Here is an 18,956-nt window from a genome sequence, read left to right on the forward strand (position 1 = left end):
GTCGTCGGCGACCTCTTCCAGGTCGTTCCCCAGCTCACCGACGAGGTCAAGTCCCGCAAGGGCTGACCCCGGCCAGGCCGGAACACCCCCCATCCGACGGTCCGGGGCCGTGTGGTGCACACGCACCACACGGCCCCGGACCGTTTCCGGTCACCATTGACGCAGGTCCGACGGCCTTATAACTTCACTATACGGATTGTTGATTCCGGGAAGCGGAAACAGCGTGACTGTGGAAGGTGTGGAAATGGGTCAGCAGGAGAAGGTGGCAACGAGCCTCGCAGGTGCGGTCAGCGAGGAGATCAGCGCTTCCCTCACCGCGGTCGACGCCGAGCTGGCACGCCGCTACCCCGGGGACCCGGGTACGCGCCAGCCGGTCCACACGGTCTACGTCCCCGGCGACACGTTCGCGGCGGGCACCATCCGCTCCTGGGGCGACCAGGCACTGGAGGCGCTCGACGAGCACGCCCCCGACGCCGCCTCGTTCGCCGCGGTCCTCGGCATCCCGGACGAACTCGCCGGGCCCGTCCACGACCGGGTGCGCGCCAAGCTGGAGCGCGAGCCGATCGAGGACCTCCGCATCGACTTCGAGGACGGCTACGGCCCCCGCCCCGACGCGGAGGAGGACGAGTCCGCCGCCCGCGCCGCCCGGCTGGTCTCGGAGGCGTACGCGAACGGCACGGCGGCCCCGTACATGGGCATCCGGATGAAGTGCATGGAGGCTGCCGTACGCGACCGGGGCATCCGCACCACGGACGTCTTCCTCACCGGTCTGATGCAGGCCGGCGGCCTTCCCGACGGACTGGTCCTCACGCTGCCCAAGGTGACGTACCCCGAGCAGGTCACGGCCTTCGTCCGGCTCCTCGAAGCGTTCGAGGAGGCGCACGGGCTGCCCGCCGGGCGGCTCGGCTTCGAGATCCAGATCGAGACGAGCCAGTCCATCCTCGCCGCCGACGGCACCGCCGCCGTCGCCCGCATGATCGACGCGGCGCGGGGCCGGGCCACCGGCCTGCACTACGGCACCTTCGACTACAGTGCCTGCGTCGGCGTCAGCGCCGCCTACCAGGCCAGCGACCACCCGGCCGCCGACCACGCCAAGGCCGTCATGCAGGTCGCCGCCGCCGGCACCGGCGTACGGGTCTCGGACGGCTCCACCAACGTCCTCCCGGTCGGCCCCACGCCCCAGGTCCACGAGGCCTGGCGGCTGCACTACGGCCTCACCCGCCGCGCCCTCGCCCGCGCCTACTACCAGGGATGGGACATGCACCCGGGCCACCTGCCGACCCGTTACGCGGCCGTCTACACCTTCTACCGCGAGGGCCTGGAGCAGGCCGCGGCCCGCCTCGCCGCGTACGTGGCCAAGGCCGGTGGCGACGTCATGGACGAGCCCGCCACCGCCAAGGCCCTCAGCGGCTACCTGCTGCGCGGCATCGACTGCGGCGCCCTGGACACCGCCGAGGTCGCCCGGCTGACCGGGCTGACGCGGGACGATCTGGACGCCTTCGCCTCGCCGCGGCGCGGGGGACTGACGGTGACGGCACCGTAGGGCCCCGCCCGTACCTCGCCCCTGAAGAAAGCTCTCGACGATCCCCGTGAAGCACCGGGGGTCGTCGAGCCACGGGAAGTGACCGGCGCCCGGCCGGACGACCGGCTCCGCATGGGGCAACAACCCCACGATCGTGGCCGCTACCCGGGGCAGCGGCCCGCCGTCCAGCTCGCCCGCGAGGACCAGGACCCGGGCATCCCACCCGGCAAGTGCGTCGAGGGCTTCGGCGGGATCGAAGGCGCCGGGAGCCGCATAGCGGTCGGCGGCCCCGTAGTTGCTCTGCTCGGCGTCGGTGGCGGCGTGTGCCCGGGCGGCGCCGTCCCAGCGGCCGTAGAAGAACGGGGCGATGGCCGTCCCAGTCGTCGTCGGTGACTTCGCCCGCCCAGACGGCTTCGTAGGCCCTGTACGCGGCCGCGAACCACGGTTCTCCCGCGCGCAGGGCCACGGCTTCGCGGCGGTGCTCCTCGGTGAATTCGACACCCAGGGCGCGTGCACGGGCGGTGATCAGCGCGAGGCTGCGGACGCGCCGCGGATGCCGGGCCGCGTGGAGGAGTGCGAGATCGCCACCCGCCGAGTGCGTGAGCACGTCCACCCGGTCGAGCCCGAGGTGCTCGCGGAACGCCTCCACGTCGGCGACCTGCCGGTCGACGCGACAGGTCGCCGGATCGGTGGGACGGCGGAGTCCCCCGTACCCCTCGCATCGAGCATGATCAACCGGCGCCGGCTCGACAGCCCGCCGAGATCGCCGAGGCAGGCGGAGGCGCGCATCGGGCCGCCGGGCAGCACGAGCAGCGGCTCTCCCTCGCCCCTGACTGAGGTGGTAGGCGAGTTCGGTTCCGTCGGGAGCGGTGAAGGTGGGCAAGGCGCCATCCTGATGACCGGCCGACGGAACCGGCAATCGGTTTACGCGGCCCCGGGCCCGTCCGTCCCGCTCAGGCGGGCGGCAGTTCGCCGGAGCCGCGGGGGATGAGGGACGTCGGCAGCTCCACCCGTGCCGGGGCGTGGTCCGCGCCGTCCAGGCGGCGGAAGAGGTGTTCGGCCGCCGTCCGGCCCACGGCCGCGGCGTCCTGCGAGATGACGGTGATGCCGAGGAGATCGGCGAGCTCGATGTCGTCGAAGCCGACCAGGGCGACCCGGCGGTCCTGCTCGGCCAGTACGCGGACCGCGGTGACCGTCACACGGTTGTTGCCAGCGAAGAGTGCCGTCACCGGCTCCGGGCCCGTGAGCATCGCCTCGGCGGCCGCTCTGACCCGCGCGGGCTCGGTGGAGCCCAGCGAGACCCAGCAGTCCTCGACGGTGATCCCGGCGTCCGACATCGCCGAGTGATATCCGCGCAGCCGCTCGGTCGCGGTGTGGATGCGCGGCTGGTCACCGATGAAGCCGATCCGGCGGTGGCCGTGCGCTATCAGATGGGCGACCCCCTCGCGCGCGCCGCCGAAGCTGTCGGAGAGGACCATGTCGGCGTCGATCCGGCCCGCCGGGCGGTCCACGAAGACGGTGGCGACGCCCGCCTTTATCTCCGGCTCCAGATAGCGGTGGTCGTCACCGGCGGGGATCACGATCAGCCCGTCCACCCGGCGCGCGCACAGCGCGAGCACCAGCTCCTGCTCGCGCTCCGGGTCCTCGGCGCTCGACCCGTTGATGAGCAGGGCGCCGTGCGCGCGGGCGACCTCCTCCACGGCGCGGCTCAGCGGCCCGTAGAACGGGTCCGCGAGGTCCTCCAGGACCAGGCCGATCGAGGCGGTGCGGCCCTTGCGCAGGACGCGCGCGCTGTCGTTGCGCCGGAAGCCGAGCGCCTCGATCGCCTCCTGGACCCGGCGCTCGGTGTCGGGCGTGACCCCCGGCTCGCTGTTGACCACGCGCGAGACCGTCTTGAGGCCCACTCCGGCGCGGGCCGCCACGTCCTTCATGGTCGGCCGGTTGCCGTAGCGGGTCTCGGAGTGACGGGCGGTCTCGGCCACGGTGCGCTGTCCTGTCCTCGGGTGCGGGCGGTCCGGCGGATCCGTGGCAGGTGCCACGGAGGCGGCCGGAGGCTGTGCCGACGAGCATAGGCCCTGGACAACGTTGTCAGCTGAATGGAGACTGGGCAGACTGTTTCCAGAAGCCGCAGGTCCCCGCCCTCTACTCACGGAGCCACACCGATGCATACCGACCTCGTCGCCGCGCTGGACATCGGCGGTACCAAGATCGCCGCCGCGCTGGTGGACGGCGGCGGCGCGCTTCTCGCACGGGCGCAGCGGCCGACGCCCGCCCGCGAGAGCGCCGAGTCGGTGATGGGGGCCGTGACGGAGGTGCTCGCCGAGCTGTCCGGATCCCCGCTGTGGGAGCGGGCGACGGCGGTCGGCATCGGCAGCGCGGGTCCGGTCGACGCCTCGGCCGGTACGGTCAGCCCGGTCAACGTCCCGAGCTGGCGGGACTTCCCGCTGGTGGAACGGGTCGGCAAGGCGGTCGGCGGGCTGCCCGTCGAACTGGTCGGCGACGGGGTCGCGATGACGGCCGCCGAGCACTGGCTGGGCGCCGCCCGGGGCTACGACAACGCGCTCTGCATGGTCGTGTCGACCGGTGTCGGCGGCGGGCTCGTCCTCGGCGGCAAGCTCCACCCCGGCCCCACGGGCAACGCGGGGCACATCGGCCATGTCTGCGTGGATCTGGACGGCGACCCCTGCCCGTGCGGTTCGCGCGGCTGCGTCGAGCGCATCGCCAGCGGTCCCAACATCGCCCGCCGGGCGCTGGAGGCAGGCTGGCGGCCCGCACCGGACGGCGATGCCTCGGCCGCCGCGGTGGCCGCCGCGGCGCGTGCGGGGGACCCGGTCGCGGTCGCTTCCTTCGAGCGCGCCGCGCAGGCGCTGGCCGCCGGGATCGCCGCCACCGCCACGCTCGTCGAGATCGACATCGCGGTGATCGGCGGGGGCGTGGCCGGCGCGGGCGACATCCTCTTCGCGCCGCTGCGCCGGGCCCTGCGCCAGTACGCCACGCTCTCCTTCGTCCGGCGGATCGAGGTGGCTCCGGCGGTGATGGGCACCGACGCGGGACTGGTCGGCGCGGCCGCCGCGGCGGCGCGGGTGGGTCCGGGCGGCGTGGCGGCCGCCCGGGGCTGACCGGCGGCGGGTGGTCTCCGGGGCCGGTTCCCCGGAAACCACCCGCCCGCCGAACGCGTGGCGCCGCCGCGACCGCCGCCCCTCGTCAGCAGGTGATCCGGAGGTCCGCCCAGTCCGCGTGGTCGGAATCGACGCCGTCCCCGCCGTCGCCGACCACCAGACGTACCACCTGCGCGCCGCTCACATCGGCGGTGAGCGGCTGGGCGGGCATCGCGTTGGTCAGCACGCCGGTCGATGCCACCTTCGCACCGTCGGCCCAGACCTCGAAGGCGACCGTCCCTCTGGCGCCCTTCTCGTCGTCGACCCCGACCCGCGCCGTCACGGTGCCGCACGCCCCGCCGGTGTAGAACTCGACGGCGCTGTCGGCGTGCACGCCGAGCCCCTTGGCGAAGACCTCGCCGCCTATCGTCAGCGGATCGCCGTCGCCCGCACCGCTCTCACCGTTGCTGGTGTCCTTCTCGACCGGGCCCCAGCCGTTGGATGCCGAGAGCTGCGGCAGATCGCTCAGGTAGCCGCCGCCCGACGGCGGCGCGACCACGACATGGGCCCGGAGCGGGACCATGGATTCCACCCGGGTGCCGGCCGGCGAGCGGTACCGGACGGCGAAGGTCAGGTCGTATGCACCAGTTGCCTGCGCGGGGGCCGTCACCTGCCAGCGGGTGGTCAGGGAGCGGCCGGTGGGCAGGGCCGGTGAACCGGTCGGCGACACCGCCTTCACCTGCCAGCCCGAGGGGCCGGTGAGCTGCGCCGAGACGTTCCTCGCGGGGGTGCGGCCCAGATCGGTGACCGTGGTGGTCAGCGTGGCGGTGTGCCCGGCTTCGATCAACGGGCGGGAGTCCAGGCCGAGTTCCACCGCGGGCGGCTGTGCGGCCCACTTGTCGTCGGCGGCGACGCGCAGCAGCACCGTCCCGTGCGCCGGGACGGTCGCCGCCAGGGTGCCCGCGGTGTTGTAGGACCTGTGCTCCCACAGGTCGCGCATCGTGTATCCGTCGGCCTTCGGCAGCCCCACCTCGGCGGCTGTCGTCGCGATGCGCTGGGCGCTGCCGGTCTCGTTGAAGAGGGCGACGGCGCGGCTGCCGTCCGTCATCTCCTTGGCGACCACCCAGCGCCCGCCGGCGGAGGAGAGCACGGTGCCCTGCTTGCCGAGCGGGTCCTGATCGACGGCGATGACCTCCTGGTTGGAGAGGATCTCGAAGGTCTCCTCGCTCGCCTTGCGCAGATCGGAGCCGATGAGCAGTGGCGCCGCCATCACCGACCACATGGAGAAGTGGGTGCGGTACTCCGTGTCCGTCATGCCGCCGTTGCCGACCTCCAGCATGTCGGGGTCGTTCCAGTGCCCCGGGCCGGCGGCGGCCGCGAGGGGCAGGTTCTTCTTCATGATCGACAGCATGCTGCCCCAGCTGTCGTTGATGTCGCCGGTCGTGCGCCAGAGGTTGCCGAGTTCGCCGGCCCACTCCCAGGGCTTGTTCTCGCCCCATTCGCAGATGCTGTAGACGATCGGACGGCCCGTCGCCGCCAGTGCGTCCCGCATCGTCGTATAGCGCTTCTTCGCGTCGACACCCTGGTTGTTGCAGTTGTCGTACTTCAGATAGTCGATGCCCCAGTCCGCGAACTGCTGTGCGTCGCTGAACTCGTGACCGAGTGCCCCCGGGAGACCCACACTGTCGCAGGTCTTGGTGCCGGCGCTGGTGTAGATGCCGATTTTGAGGCCCTTGGAGTGCACATAGTCCGCGACGGCCTTGATGCCGTTCGGGAAGCGCTTCGGATCGGCCTCCAGCTTTCCTTCCGCATTGCGCTGCGGCTTCGCCCAGCAGTCGTCGAGATTGACGTACTGATAGCCCGCCGCCTTGAGGCCCTTCTCGACGAAGATGTCGGCGATTCCCTTGATCATCGACTCGTCGAACTCGGCCCGGCAGTGCGTCGAGTTCCAATTGTTGAAGCCCATCGGCGGGGTGAGCGCAAGGCTGTTTCCGGACTGCGGAGTCACGGTGTGAATGGGCGCGGAATCGGTGAGAGGCGAGTTCGCGGCGGCGGGAACGGTCGTCCCCGCGGCGCACAGCAGCCCGGCCATCAGCACTCCGATGACTCCATGACGGCTGGTTCGGGTTGTACGGGTTGGAAGATGACGCATCGTTACGTTCCTCCATACTCGTCCATGATCGGATGACAGCATGTGCACGCCAAGGCGTGCGATTACGTTAGGGCGTGTTGAAGTGTGTTGGAAGAGGGGTGGTGGCGATTGCCCCGGCATCTCGTCAAAACCCTTGACGGCACCATCAGTTGGGGGTGAGATCCAATCGCACGTTCGGTTGTGTTGGGTTGCATCTCCGAAGGAGTGGGGCATGACGCAGTCTGATTACGACAGGTCGGGTGTGCCGGGCAGTGTCGCGGGACATCGGATGTCCCGGCGGAGTCTGCTGCGTGGCGCCGCCGTTGGTGCCGGAGCGGTCGTGCTGCCCGCGCTGCTCACCGCCTGCGGGAGCGGACCCGGGGGCGACGGGAAGACGATCACCTTGGGGTCGAATTCCTCCGACCCGGTTCCGAAGAAGGCGTTCGCCGACGCCTTCGCCGCGTACGAGGCACAGTCGGACGGGCGGAAGGTGAAGGTCAACACAGTCGACCACAACACCTTTCAGGAGAACATCAACCGGTATCTCCAGGGCAAGCCGGACGACGTCTTCATGTGGTTCGCCGGATACCGGATGCAATTCTTCGCCGAAAAAGGACTGCTGCACGACATCAGCGACAACTGGCAGGACTACAAGGGATTCTCGGCCGCGCTGAAGGCCCAGTCCACCGGAGCGGACGGCAAGCAGTACCTCACGCCCTACTACTACTATCCGTGGGCCGTCTTCCACCGCAAGAGCCTGTTCGCGGACCGCGGCTATCAGGCGCCGAGGACGCTCGACGAATACGTGGCGCTCGCCGAGCAGATGAAGAAGGACAAGCTCGACCCCATCGCGTTCTGCGACAAGGACGGCTGGCCCGCCATGGGCACCTTCGACTACATCGACATGCGGACCAACGGCTACGAATTCCACAAGAGCCTGATGGCGGGCGAGGTCGCCTGGACCGACAAGCGGGTCCGGGAGGTCTTCGACACCTGGCGCCGGCTCCTCCCGTACTGCCAGCCGGGCGCCAACGGCCGTACCTGGCAGGAGGCCGCCAACAGCCTCCAGAAGAAGGAAGCCGGCATGGCCGTCCTCGGACTGCCGCACCCCGGGGCCCAGTTCCCCAAGGGCGAACAGGGCGACATCGACTTCTTCCCCTTCCCCGAGATCAACCCGGAGCACGGGCAGGACGCCGTCGAGGCACCCATCGACGGCTTCCTGCTGGCCAAGAAGTCGAAGAACCTCAAGAACGGCAAGAGCCTGGAGAGCGCCAAGGACCTGCTCAAGTGGCTGGCCACCGGGAAGGCCGAGGACATCTACCTGAAGAGTGACCCGAACAACATCGCGGTCAGCGACCAGGCCGACATCTCCGCGTACTCACCGCTCCAGAAGAAGGCCGTGGAGCTGGTCTCCGGGGCGAAGCAGATCTCCCAGTTCCTGGACCGGGACACCAGGCCGGACTTCTCCTCCACGGTCATGATCCCCGCGATCCAGAAGTTCATCAGCGACCCGGACGACGTGGACGGCCTGGTCAACGACATCGAACGGCAGAAGAAGACCGTCTTCGCCGCCGACTGACCCCGGACGACCCCGATGACATCCGACCGAACCTGGAGTACCGACCGTGTCGTTCATCCCGGCCCGGCGCACCGGACGGCGGGTCTCGCGGCGGTTCACCGGCCGCGACCTCACCGTACTCGGTGTGCTGCTCGGCATACCCGTCCTGCTCGACATCGCCGTCGTCTGGGGACCGACCCTCGCCTCCGTGGCGCTCTCCTTCACCGGCTGGGACGGCATCGGTGACATCAAGTGGGTCGGTACGCAGAACTACGAGAACCTCTTCACCAACTACCCGCAGTTCTGGCCCGCGGCCCGGCACAATCTGCTCTGGCTCGCCTTCCTCGGCCTGGTCGCCACCCCCTTCGGGCTGCTGCTGGCCGTGCTCATCGACCGGGGGGTGCGCTTCAGCCGCTTCTACCAGTCGACGCTGTACATGCCCGTCGTGCTGTCCCTCGCCGTGGTCGGATTCATCGCCCAGCTGGTCTTCTCCCGCGACCAGGGCGCCCTCAACGCGGTCATCGGCGACACGGGTTCACCGACGGACTGGCTCGGCGACCCGGACCTCAACATCTGGATGGTCATGCTCGCCGCCGCCTGGCGGCACACCGGCTACGTGATGATCCTCTACCTCGCAGGACTCAAGGCCGTCGACCCCTCGCTGAAGGAGGCCGCGGCGATCGACGGGGCGGGGGAGACCCAGACCTTCTTCCGCATCGTCCTGCCCGCCCTGCGGCCGGTCAACGTCATCGTCGGCGTCATCACCGTCATCGAGTCCCTGCGCGCGTTCGACATCGTGTACGCGGTCAACCACGGCCGCAACGGACTCGAACTGCTCTCGGTCCTCGTCACCGACAACATCATCGGTGAGGCCAGCCGGATCGGCTTCGGTTCCGCCATCGCCGTCGTCCTGCTGGTCGTCTCCCTGGGGTTCGTCGTGACGTACCTGGTCCAGGAGCTCCGAGGGGAGAAGAACCGTTGACCGCCCAAGCCACCCAGACCCGGCCCGCCACGCCGCCCGAGCCGCCGGTCCGCGCCGCCCGGCGCCGGACCCGCCCCGGCCGGATCGGGGTCCACGCCTTCCTGATGGCGGTCTCCCTCGCCTTCCTCGCCCCGCTGCTGCTCGCGGTGTACGCGTCGCTGCGGCCGTACGACGAGACCGCCGAGCACGGCTACTTCTCGCTGCCCCGCCATCTCTCCCTGGACTACTACCGACAGGCGTTCTCCGACTCCGGCATGACGAAGTACTTCGTCAACACCATGATCATCGCGGTCCCGGGGGTGCTGGTCACCCTCTTCCTCGCCTCGTTCGTGGCCTTCGCGCTGGCGCGCCTGAAGATGCGCGGCGGGCTCGTCCTGCTGATGCTCTTCACCGCCGGGAACCTGCTGCCGCAGCAGGTGATCGTGACGCCCCTGTACGTGGTGTTCAACCGCATCCCGCTGCCCTACTGGATGTCCGACTCGATGACGATGTTCGACTCGTACTGGGCCGTCGTCGTCGTCCAGGTCGGATTCCAGCTCGGCTTCTGCGTCTTCGTCCTGGCCAACTTCATGCGGACCCTGCCGCAGGAGATCCTGGAGGCCGCCGTCGTGGACGGCGCGGGCGTCTGGACCCGGTACTGGCGGATCACCCTGCCGCTGTGCCGCCCGGCCCTGGCCGCGCTCGGCACGCTCCAGTTCACCTGGATGTACAACGACTTCCTGTGGGCGCTGGTCTTCATCTCCGACGGCGACAAGCTCCCCATCACCTCGGCGCTGAACAACCTCAGGGGCCAGTTCTTCACGGACTACAACCTGCTCGCCGCGGGCTCGGTGATCGTCGCCCTGCCCACGCTGGTGGTCTTCCTGCTGCTCCAGCGCCACTTCATCGCGGGCCTCACCCTCGGGTCCAGCAAGGGTTAGCCACTGACCTGCGAAAACAGCTTCACGAGCCAACTCCGACGAGACCCTTTTCGTTCTCTGACGGGGAGGCAGACTTGGTCTGATCAGAGGCGGCCGGCCCGTTCGGCAGGGTGCTTACCCCGCCTCTACTGGGAGCCTGGGGAGAATCTGGGGAGATCTTTTGGGAATCGGCTTCGGTGGCATCCTCGAACCAGGCGTCCATCGCTGCCCTGCCCTGCCGCGCCCGTCGGCCTCCGGCATGAAGTGCCCGTAGACCCGCAGCGTGATTGCGGGGCCGGCATGGCCAAGCCACTTCGACACTGACACGACCGACTCGCGCGCGTCCAGCTGGACCGACGCGTAGGTGTGCCGCATCGCATGGAAGCCGAACTCCCGCGTGTCTCCATAGGCGAGATTGGCCGTGGAGCCCTTGGGAAGAGCCTCCGGGGTGGCGATCACCCCAGCTCGTCGTCGATCGCGTAAGCGAGGATGTTGGAGAGGTACCCCCAGACGGCGTTCGCTGTACCTGGCGCAACCGACTTCTCCATCTCCTTGAGCCAGATGCGCAGCGTGCCGACCTTGATGTCGCGCAGCTTGGCTTCGCCTGGATGCGGCAGGATATGCGTCCAGACGCGGCCCTTGATGGTCTCCAAGGTCGCCGGATCGGCCTTGAGTGCCGGCCACCAGTGAGTCTCGACGTAGTCGCGCAAGGAGATGTTGCCATCGCGCGGATCGATGAAATCGCCCCTAGTGGGTTCGTGTTCAGCCTTGGCTTTCCAGGCGTTAGCACCATTGGGGCCGGTCCCGGACGGCGCCGCGCCGTTCGTCCTCGCTCTCATCCCGACCGCGGTCACGTTCGTCTCCGGTTGGGCTGCCAAGCACAGCCCGCGCCGTCCGACCAGCGCCTGAGCACCGGAGTAGCACATGCCTGATGGGCCGACTCTCGGCGAGGTGATGCGCCGACTCGAAGATGCCCGCACCGACCTCAAGGACGATTTCCGGGAGCTGGGGCTCAGGCTCGACAGCAAGGTGTCCCTGGAGCGCTATCAGCTGGAGCAGGTGGCGCGCGAGCAGGCCGCCCGGAATCGCCGGGATGAGGATCAGCGCGCGGCGGACCGACGGGCCGCGGACCGGCGCCTCATCTTCACCGCTCTGATTGCGCCGGTCCTGCTGCTGATCCTGACCGCGTACCTGAATGAGCAGGGGGCCGGGCATGAGACGGCACAAGAGCGCGGGTGCTGAACGGCGCCGTACAGATCCGGCGTTCGCGTTGGCCGCCGCGGTGGTGCTGGCCGGGTTCGCGTTCCTGGTCGTGACGATGCAGGGGCTGTCCCATGACCTGCGGACAGCCAACGTTGCGCGCGACGCGCTGGCTCAGCAGATCGAGAGGCTGGGGGAGTCCCCGGTGGCCGGCCCGCCCGGGAGCCGCGGCCGGCCCGGTGCATCCGTCGTCGGCCCACCCGGACCGCAGGGCGGCCAGGGCGAGCCAGGGCCGATCGGTCCGACTGGCCCTGTGGGCCCGAGCGGTAGCCCCGGCGCCGACGGTGAAGACGGCGCATCCGTTGCCGGCTCGCCTGGTCCAACCGGCGCCCCGGGCGCGGACGGTCAGTCCGTCGTGGGCCCGGCTGGCCCGAAGGGCGATACCGGTCCCGTTGGTCCATTGGGCGCCGACGGAAAGAACGGACCGACGGGCGCGACGGCAAGTCCGGGCAGACCTGCCCGGACGGCTACAGTCTTCAGGTGCCGCCGGATGATCCGGATGCCCTGGTGTGCCGCCGTACTGGCGCTGACGCACCGTCCCCGGACCAGTCCCGCAATCTGCTGGGGCTCGGCACTCTAGCGGCAACCTCGATGTACAGGAGACTTGATGGCTGACTTTCCGCCGCAGCAGGTACAGCGGCACGTGGACGACAGCGCCGCAGATATGGAGACGCTCGTCGACCTCGGACTCGTTGAGGAGCAGCCGGTGCCGCAGTACGCCGGGCTGTTCCTTGAGCCCGACATCCCGCCGGCCGTCGACGAGCCCGAGTGACAACACCCCTCTCGCTTCGGCGGGAGGGGCGTTCCTGTCGCCTACGGGCAGGACTCGTCGAACTTGACCGCAGTGAATTCAACTGGTTGCCCGTTGAGTGGGGCGCCAGCCTTCGGGTCCTGGGTGCAGATCTTCCAGTTGCTCTCCATCAGGACCATGCGGTCTTCACCGGCGTCAGCGACCGTGATCGATGCACCCGAATCGAGCGCTCCTCGTGCCGCCTTGACGGACTTCCCAGCAAAGTTGGGCATGGTGTTCCCGGCAGGAGCAGGCTCCTTCTCGTCCTTGGACGGGCAGGATTCCTCAAGTTTCACCGCTCCGAAGTCGAGTTTGGTGTCGACCGGAATGCTCTTCCCTGGCGTCTGGTTCTGGGAGCAGACCTTCCAGCTCCGGTCGAAGGCCTGCATGCGGTCGCGGCCAGCACTGTCGTGGGATGTCAGGAGATGGAAGCCGTCGGCCTGCGCCTTGTCCTGTGCGGACTGCAAACCCATGCCGACGAAGTTCGCGACCGTTGCGCGCTCAACAGGCTTGCTGTCGTCCTTCTCTGGCTGTGCCGTGCCCGAGGCGGCGGCGGAAGGTGGCGGAGTGGCGGGCTGCTGGGCAGTAGTGGCCGGGTCGCAGCCCACCAGGGTCGCGATGGTCAGGCAAGCGAGCACGGCAGTAACTGTGCGGGTGTTCAAGTTGTCCCCCCAAGGGTGGTTCGTGAAGGAATGACCGTACCGGGCCTCTCTGCCGCGTGAGACACGTACTCCTGATGTGACGTATTTGTGATCAAACAGTGAGGGGAAGGTGTCATCGCTTGGGGGCAGGGTGGGCCGCTAACCGTCCGACCCGCGTAGTCTGTTGGGCGGCGTGGGGCCAAAAGAACGGAAACGCTCACGCTCAATGTCCCTGACCGCGCAGCCGACCTCTTCGGCAACCAGTTCATCCGTGACGACTTCGAGCAGGCACTCAAGGCCGCCGGACGCTTCCAGCAGATCCAGCGATCTACCTTGACGGCGGACCCTTCTCTGGCATCGTCCAGGTTGTCGACCAAGCCCTGCAAGACCTCGATCTCGCAACCGTGGCTGCCGGCGACCGCACCATGGTGGCTGGCGTCCGCACTCTGGCCCGGCAGCTCAAGCTCACCGGCTACGCCATGGCCTATGCATGCGAGGCGGGGGAGCCAGCTCGTGACGACTGGTCGAACCTTCTGACGTTCGTCCGCCAGCAGTTCACTGGGTGGGAGGAGCAGGCGGACCATGACGGGCCGACCCTGTGCATTCACTGGATCGTCGACCCCTGCGAGCACTTCCTAACAGGTTCGGGGCCAGCGGGGGTCGCAACGACGCCTCGTCGTGCGACGTGAGGACATCGGCCGTTAGGCCGTTTCGTTTGGATCGCTGCCGCTGGCCGAGGCAGTCGTTGATGATGTCCGTGTGACTAACCGCATCAGCGCTCTGATCTCGGCCTTCGGAGTCCTTGCCGGCACGTTTCTGCTCGTCCTTGCCGTTCGTGAGTACCGTTCCGGGGCGTCGGTCCTCTGGCTGGTGGCTGGATCCGTGATTTTCCTCAGTGCCCTGCACACGCTCGTGCGGGACATGCGGCGGCTCCGTACAGGGGCAGCTGTGTGACGAGCGGCGATGGTTCTGGCCGACCTTGTCGGTCGTTGTTGGTGTGTGCCGTTGGCTGACGTGCAGTGGGCGGTCCGGCCAGCGGCGTGGAGAGCGGTACTGCTGGTTGACACGTCGTGGTCACAGGGTGGGGGGCGCGTGCTGCGCGTGGATCCGTTCCATGTCGGTACGGCTGTATACCGCCCTCTTCGGTGCCTCCGCGCGCTTCCGCGGTCTTGAGCTGGATGTTCAGAGAGGGGATATTCTTGCGGCCGGGGGCCGGACGAGAATCCCGGCCCGATTACGGCGGGCCGGGATTCTCTGGTATGTGCATCAGGCGGTTGCCGGTTCTAGTAGTCGCCGAATCCGCCGCCTTCGCCCTTCTCGTCGTAGTGGCGCTTGATGACGCGGAAGCTGGCGACGACGCCGTGCTTGACCTTCACTCCGCCATTCAACTTCTCGTGGTGCTTCCTCCCATGGTGCTCGCCCTTCTCGCAGTCCTCGTCCTCGTCCCTGCCGGGGCGGATGTTGTTGGCGGAGCTGAAGCGGCCGACGGTGGCGATGGGGGCGCCGTTGTCGCACACGGCTCCGCGGAAGACCTCAACTTCGTTGCGGCTGTCGTTGCGGATGTTGATGCTCTTGGCACCCAGGCCGCTGACTACGGTGATGCAGCCGTCGGGGCGGCCGGAGTATTCGCGCTCGTTGATGTGGATCCGGCCCTCCTCGTAGTGGCGCTTGCCCCCGCGCTCGTTGCCGCCACCCCCGTAGCCTTCATTGCCCTTGCCTTCGTTGCCCTTGCCGCCTTCGCCACCCATGGGGGCCTGGGCGGGGAGGACGACCGGGGCCACCTGGGCCTGGGGGGCGGGGACCGCGGAGGCGTAGGTGATGCCGGTCGCGGTCAGTGCCGCGGCGGCCGAGACGGCCGCCGCGATCGCGTGGGAACGGGTCATGATCATGTCGCTTGTTCTCCTTCTTGGACTCAGAGACAGTCTTGCTGTGACAGCCGGTGCGTGATTGAACGTACTAACACCCTCCATTGCTGTCATATCGAGCAAATCGGGATCCCTGTTCTAGTGGGCCGATCGGGTCTGCAGAGCCCCCTTACGCCGCCTCGACAAGAAATTGATTAACCGTCAAAAATGCTTTGAGCATGGGTGATTGAAAGGCAATTAGTCCTTGCGGGTGATCTTCTGACGTCTAGTCACCCTCTGGCAGTGGGAAGTGTCGGCAAGTCGCTGCTTGACATGTGGCCTGCCTGGGTTTCAAGGGGCCTGACGACGTCGCCGAAGCGGTCGCCGCCCGGGTCGCCCCCCGGTTCTTCTACGAGGGCGGTCACCGCTGCTTCGCGCTCGTGGAGGGATCCGTCCTGCGCTACCGCACGGCCGACCTCGACGCCATGGAAGGGCGGCTGCGCCATCTCCTGGCCGTGATGCCGCTCGCGCCCGCCGATCGGGCCGCCAACCGCTCACGCCTCGGCAGCTGCGGCGGCAGGCCACCGGTCTTCGACCGCGACGCTTGCAAACAACGCAACACGGTCGAGCGCCGCATCAACAAACTCAAGCAGTGGCGCACCCACCCGCTACGACAAGACCGCCACCATCTACCTCGCCGGACTCCACCTCTCCGCCATATTCATCTGGTCAGCGAGATGCTCCGAAAGAAGCGTCCTAAGGGCTGTCCCGTAATCCCTGGTGGATCAGCGTGCGGCGTCAGACGCGGTGCATCGCAAGGCGGAGGGACGCCCGAATACTGGATGTATTCGGGCGTTCCGACAACGCGGCGAGGTGCCGTGGCTGTCGTCGCACGCCCGCCAGGGATTACGGGACAGCCCTTAGGTCGCAACCGAGGTGCCCTGTAGCTCAGTCGGCTACGGGGCGCCTCGGTCGACCTCCTTGTGGGGGAGGGGGCACCTCTACGGCTTGGTCTGGACGTCGTGACTGAGTCGGGCGGCCAGCCGGCTCATGACGCGAACACTCTCGGGCGTGTGCCCGGCCCAGTCGCCAAGAGCCCGCAGGATGGCGAGGCCTTCTTCGCGGGTGATGTGAAGGGTGTAGACGCCGCCGTCTTGCCCGGTGAGGGCTTCAAAGGGGGTGGTCATGCTCGGGCAACGCCGCAGCAGCATCGCAGGTCACGCTGGTTCGTACCGATGCGCCCGCCCGCCGCGCCATTCGATCCAGTGCGGGTCGTCGAGAATGTCCCAGGCGTCGTCGAGGCCGGCCCGTCTGAGGAACTCGACGGGGTCGCGGTCGTCGTGGGCGCGCCCGGCAATCTCCCCGTTGATCGTGACTCTCCGCCCACCGGTGAGGGACAAGCCGTGGACGACTATCGGGGCGCTCGTCCCTCTAAAAGCTGTCCCGTAACTGCTGGTCACGGGTGAGATGATCTTGTCGTGACTCGTGTGATCACGGCGCCGGAGCCGTCTTGGGCAGCCCCGTTCGCCGGGTTGAGCCCGCGTCAGTTCGGCAAGCTGATCACCGCGTTGCGGCGCGAGGGGGCGGACCCGGTCCGCAAGGGCCGGCCCTGGAGTCTGCCGCTCGAGGACCGCGTCCTGCTGGTCGCCGCATACTGGCGAACCAATCTCACGCTGCGGCAGTTGGCGCCGCTGTTCGGCATCTCGAAGTCGGCCGCTGACTGCATCATCGACCACCTCGGCCCGTCGCTGGCGCTCCAGCCCCGGCAGCGGTTCCGCAAGGACACCGTGCTGATCGTAGACGGCACCCTGGTCCCCACGCGTGACCACCAGGTCGCCGAGGAGTCGAAGAATTACCGGTACTCGACCACCAGGTCGTCATCGGTGCCGACACCCAGCTCGTCGTCACGGTCGGCCGGGCGCCGCCCGGCAACCGCAACGACTGCAAGGCGTGGGAGCTGTCCGGCGCGAAAGCCGCCGTCGGCCGCACCACGGTGATTGCGGACGGCGGATACCGGGGCGCCGGCCTGGTCATCCCGCACCGCCACGAGAAAGGCCAAACCGAACTCCCGGCCTGGAAAGAGGAACACAACGCCGCCCACCGCAAGGTCCGCGCCCGCGTAGAGCACGCCTTCGCCCGGGTGAAGACCAGGAAGATTCTGCGCGACTGCTGCCTCAAGGGCGACGGCGTACACCACGCCATGCTCGGCATCGCCCGCCTGCACAACCTCACCCTCGCCGGATAACGAAGAAACAGGCAGGTCAACGACCATGTCGTAGATCATTAACGGGACAGCGCTTACGCTTAGTTCACCTCTCCCCGAGTTGGCTCAGTATCCGCCGTAGCCACCGGGTACGCCCACCACGACAATGGCTACGCGGCCGTAGCCGTTGTCGTACCCGTACCCGTTGCCGTATCCGTAGCCGTACCAGTTGCCGTATCCGTAGCCGTACCCGTCGCAGTCATCCCACCAGCCGCACCGGTCGTAGGAGTGGCTAGCCGCGGAGGTCGCGTGGGCAGGGGCGGCCGCAGCTACCCCTCCGGCACCAACGGCGGCGCCACCAGCCAGCATCACACCGGCGGCGGCTACAGCGAGGGAACGCTTGATATGAGGTGCTCGCATGAGTCTCTACCTTTCCTTCCGCCACCGAAGATCGAAGGCGGGTGGCCACAGCGCATGCAAGACATACGGTGCGGTTCGCAGAGGTCACAGCTCCAAGCGGGAGCACGTTTTGCCGCTCATTGGTTCCGGTTCTTCCGGAATCTTGCCGCCCGAGGCGTGCCCCGGTTGCGACTCTCACAGGCATCACGTTAATAGCACATGCCCTCTCCAGCATCTTGGGTAGAAGTCTGCTCAATTCCGCAGGTCAGCGGTCGGCGGTCAGGCCCGAGCCATGACGTCCCCCCTGACGCCGTCCCTCTTTGACGGTGACGCCCCAGAGCCCACACCACGTGCATGGAGTATGGGCAGAGAAGTGGAGTCACAAGGCGGTCGGCGGTCCGAGGGTGGGCCAGACGGTTCAGACCGTTGAGCAGCGCGGGAAAGGGACACGGAACGGGCACCGACATCGATGCTGAGCTCCATCACCCAGTCCGGGGTGTGTGGCCGCTGCTTCTCACCCTGCTGCCGCTCGGCTTCCCGCCGAGCCTGCGGGAGACAACTATCAACTCGCCGTGTGCGGGTCTTGCATCCTTGAGCTGGAGAACGAGCGCCGGTATTACGCTGTCCGCCGCGGCCTGGACCATGAGCCGGGCACTGTAGGCCTGCAGACAGCGACAAGAGGGCCGTTTCCCGATGGTTCGGGGAGCGGCCCTCTGTTGTAGACGCCCTGGCGGAAGGCCATTTTCCGGGGAGTGTGTGGGGAGAATCTGGAGTCGGGGAGCGTCCGGGGAGTGGCGATTCTCCTAGGATCTACCTTCGATCCACTCGCCATCGGAACAGGTCGGAACGGGTCGGAACGCAGGTCAGAGGGTCACGACGGTGTGGGCGAACAGAATCGGCTGGCTGAACAACCTCAGGGGCCAGTTCTTCACGGACTACAACCTGCTCGCCGCGGGCTCGGTGATCGTCGCCCTGCCCACGCTGGTGGTCTTCCTGCTGCTCCAGCGCCACTTCATCGCGGGCCTCACCCTCGGGTCCAGCAAGGGCTAGCAGTCATCGGACCCGAGGGAGCACCCCCGCTCCGGACGGCGGCTATTCGCAGCCGACCCCGTCCCCGTCCCGGTCGAGATGGCGACCGTAGCCGGGCTCGCCCGCGTGGACGGGCGCGGCGCCGGCCGCCCGCGCGGCGGAGCAGTTGGCGTAGTACGTGGCGGCGCCGCCCCCGCCCGAACCGGATCCGCCGGAGGAGCCGTCGTCCTCGGCCGCGGGCGGGACGGTCACCCTGACGGTGCGGGTCTTCGTGACGGTGGGCGCAGGCTCCGGGCTCGCGGTCACGGTCTCGGTGACCGACGGCGCCGGGGTGGCCGTCACCGTGGCCGTCGCGGTCACCGTCGCGGACGGCGCCGCCTTCGCGTCGGCGGCCTTCTCCGTCGCGGCGGGATCGTCCGCGGCCCCGATGCCCACGCCCACGAGGAACAGGACGACGGCGGCCGGGATCACTATGCGCTTCCGTGCCCACTTCGGACAGCGGTCCGGTGGAACGGGCGGTCCGTACGGGTTGTTGCCGGGCGGCTGGGGCAGCGGCCCCCACGGCGGTTGCTGGCTTTGAGACATATGTCCCCCCTGGTG

General features: G+C 68.5%; 16 protein-coding genes and 4 pseudogenes. 10 read left to right on the forward strand and 10 right to left on the reverse strand.

What is annotated here, in order from left to right:
- The first annotated feature begins 244 nt into the window (after nucleotides 1–244).
- Nucleotides 245–1,543, forward strand: coding sequence for a DUF6986 family protein (locus tag ACFYY7_RS28210; protein WP_388665643.1), 1,299 nt, complete (start codon nucleotides 245–247; stop codon nucleotides 1,541–1,543).
- Nucleotides 1,544–1,564: 21 nt separating this feature from the next.
- On the opposite strand, the pseudogene ACFYY7_RS28215 reads toward ACFYY7_RS28210, so the two are convergent.
- Both ACFYY7_RS28215 and ACFYY7_RS28220 read right to left on the reverse strand, forming a co-directional pair.
- Nucleotides 1,565–2,405: pseudogene (locus ACFYY7_RS28215) on the reverse strand (alpha/beta fold hydrolase); the annotation flags it as partial.
- Nucleotides 2,406–2,475: 70 nt separating this feature from the next.
- Nucleotides 2,476–3,504, reverse strand: coding sequence for a LacI family DNA-binding transcriptional regulator (locus ACFYY7_RS28220; RefSeq protein ID WP_388665644.1), 1,029 nt, complete (start codon nucleotides 3,502–3,504; stop codon nucleotides 2,476–2,478).
- A 180-nt stretch (nucleotides 3,505–3,684) separates the two neighbouring features.
- On the opposite strand from ACFYY7_RS28220, the gene ACFYY7_RS28225 reads away from it, so the two are divergent.
- Entirely contained in the window at nucleotides 3,685–4,641 is a 957-nt protein-coding gene (locus tag ACFYY7_RS28225) for an ROK family protein (protein WP_388665646.1), read from the forward strand.
- A gap of 85 nt (nucleotides 4,642–4,726) precedes the next feature.
- Here ACFYY7_RS28225 and ACFYY7_RS28230 read toward each other — a convergent pair whose 3' ends face one another.
- The gene (locus tag ACFYY7_RS28230) at nucleotides 4,727–6,712 is read right to left on the reverse strand and encodes an NPCBM/NEW2 domain-containing protein (RefSeq protein ID WP_388666106.1); all 1,986 of its coding nucleotides are present in this window, start codon (nucleotides 6,710–6,712) and stop codon (nucleotides 4,727–4,729) included.
- Nucleotides 6,713–7,040: 328 nt separating this feature from the next.
- Between ACFYY7_RS28230 and ACFYY7_RS28235 the strand changes: the two genes are divergently transcribed.
- The 3 genes from ACFYY7_RS28235 to ACFYY7_RS28245 are packed head-to-tail and all read left to right on the forward strand — an operon-like array spanning nucleotide 7,041 to nucleotide 10,211.
- Complete coding sequence (locus ACFYY7_RS28235; RefSeq protein WP_388666109.1) at nucleotides 7,041–8,330, forward strand: ABC transporter substrate-binding protein; 1,290 nt, start codon at nucleotides 7,041–7,043, stop codon at nucleotides 8,328–8,330.
- Nucleotides 8,331–8,376: 46 nt separating this feature from the next.
- Nucleotides 8,377–9,291: a carbohydrate ABC transporter permease gene (locus tag ACFYY7_RS28240; RefSeq protein ID WP_388665648.1), complete on the forward strand. Its 915-nt coding sequence runs from the start codon at nucleotides 8,377–8,379 to the stop codon at nucleotides 9,289–9,291.
- Nucleotides 9,288–10,211 (forward strand): carbohydrate ABC transporter permease, encoded by a 924-nt coding sequence (locus ACFYY7_RS28245; RefSeq protein ID WP_388665649.1) that lies wholly within the window; start codon nucleotides 9,288–9,290, stop codon nucleotides 10,209–10,211. Before ACFYY7_RS28240 ends, ACFYY7_RS28245 begins: the two co-directional genes overlap by 4 nt.
- 434 nt (nucleotides 10,212–10,645) lie before the next feature.
- Here ACFYY7_RS28245 and ACFYY7_RS28250 read toward each other — a convergent pair whose 3' ends face one another.
- Nucleotides 10,646–11,044 carry a hypothetical protein gene (locus ACFYY7_RS28250; RefSeq protein ID WP_388665651.1) on the reverse strand — a complete coding sequence of 133 codons (399 nt, stop codon included), beginning with the start codon at nucleotides 11,042–11,044 and terminating at the stop codon, nucleotides 10,646–10,648.
- Between the two features lie 70 nt (nucleotides 11,045–11,114).
- On the opposite strand from ACFYY7_RS28250, the gene ACFYY7_RS28255 reads away from it, so the two are divergent.
- Both ACFYY7_RS28255 and ACFYY7_RS28260 read left to right on the forward strand, forming a co-directional pair.
- Nucleotides 11,115–11,432: a hypothetical protein gene (locus tag ACFYY7_RS28255; RefSeq protein WP_388665653.1), complete on the forward strand. Its 318-nt coding sequence runs from the start codon at nucleotides 11,115–11,117 to the stop codon at nucleotides 11,430–11,432.
- A gap of 625 nt (nucleotides 11,433–12,057) precedes the next feature.
- Entirely contained in the window at nucleotides 12,058–12,222 is a 165-nt protein-coding gene (locus ACFYY7_RS28260) for a hypothetical protein (RefSeq protein WP_388665655.1), read from the forward strand.
- Nucleotides 12,223–12,263: 41 nt separating this feature from the next.
- Here the strand turns inward: ACFYY7_RS28260 and ACFYY7_RS28265 are convergent, their stop codons facing one another.
- Both ACFYY7_RS28265 and ACFYY7_RS28270 read right to left on the reverse strand, forming a co-directional pair.
- The gene (locus tag ACFYY7_RS28265; RefSeq protein WP_388665656.1) at nucleotides 12,264–12,878 is read right to left on the reverse strand and encodes a hypothetical protein; all 615 of its coding nucleotides are present in this window, start codon (nucleotides 12,876–12,878) and stop codon (nucleotides 12,264–12,266) included.
- Between the two features lie 1,286 nt (nucleotides 12,879–14,164).
- The gene (locus ACFYY7_RS28270; RefSeq protein ID WP_388665658.1) at nucleotides 14,165–14,770 is read right to left on the reverse strand and encodes a hypothetical protein; all 606 of its coding nucleotides are present in this window, start codon (nucleotides 14,768–14,770) and stop codon (nucleotides 14,165–14,167) included.
- A gap of 449 nt (nucleotides 14,771–15,219) precedes the next feature.
- Here ACFYY7_RS28270 and ACFYY7_RS28275 point away from each other — a divergent pair.
- Nucleotides 15,220–15,499: pseudogene (locus ACFYY7_RS28275) on the forward strand (hypothetical protein); the annotation flags it as partial.
- A gap of 227 nt (nucleotides 15,500–15,726) precedes the next feature.
- Here the strand turns inward: ACFYY7_RS28275 and ACFYY7_RS28280 are convergent.
- Both ACFYY7_RS28280 and ACFYY7_RS28285 read right to left on the reverse strand, forming a co-directional pair.
- Nucleotides 15,727–15,936 carry a hypothetical protein gene (locus ACFYY7_RS28280; protein ID WP_388665660.1) on the reverse strand — a complete coding sequence of 70 codons (210 nt, stop codon included), beginning with the start codon at nucleotides 15,934–15,936 and terminating at the stop codon, nucleotides 15,727–15,729.
- 6 nt (nucleotides 15,937–15,942) lie between these two features.
- Nucleotides 15,943–16,185 (reverse strand): hypothetical protein, encoded by a 243-nt coding sequence (locus ACFYY7_RS28285; RefSeq protein ID WP_388665662.1) that lies wholly within the window; start codon nucleotides 16,183–16,185, stop codon nucleotides 15,943–15,945.
- A gap of 18 nt (nucleotides 16,186–16,203) precedes the next feature.
- On the opposite strand from ACFYY7_RS28285, the pseudogene ACFYY7_RS28290 reads away from it, so the two are divergent.
- Nucleotides 16,204–16,970 (forward strand): annotated as a pseudogene (locus ACFYY7_RS28290) (transposase).
- An 84-nt stretch (nucleotides 16,971–17,054) separates the two neighbouring features.
- On the opposite strand, the gene ACFYY7_RS28295 reads toward ACFYY7_RS28290, so the two are convergent.
- Nucleotides 17,055–17,348 carry a hypothetical protein gene (locus tag ACFYY7_RS28295; protein ID WP_388665664.1) on the reverse strand — a complete coding sequence of 98 codons (294 nt, stop codon included), beginning with the start codon at nucleotides 17,346–17,348 and terminating at the stop codon, nucleotides 17,055–17,057.
- 882 nt (nucleotides 17,349–18,230) lie between these two features.
- Between ACFYY7_RS28295 and ACFYY7_RS28300 the strand changes: the two are divergent.
- Nucleotides 18,231–18,377: pseudogene (locus ACFYY7_RS28300) on the forward strand (carbohydrate ABC transporter permease); the annotation flags it as partial.
- Nucleotides 18,378–18,419: 42 nt separating this feature from the next.
- Here ACFYY7_RS28300 and ACFYY7_RS28305 read toward each other — a convergent pair.
- Nucleotides 18,420–18,941, reverse strand: a complete 522-nt coding sequence (locus ACFYY7_RS28305) for an excalibur calcium-binding domain-containing protein (RefSeq protein ID WP_388665666.1) — start codon at nucleotides 18,939–18,941, stop codon at nucleotides 18,420–18,422.
- Nucleotides 18,942–18,956: the final 15 nt, after the last annotated feature.

The organism is Streptomyces sp. NPDC001933 (genome assembly GCF_042890955.1).
Taxonomy (GTDB): domain Bacteria; phylum Actinomycetota; class Actinomycetes; order Streptomycetales; family Streptomycetaceae; genus Streptomyces.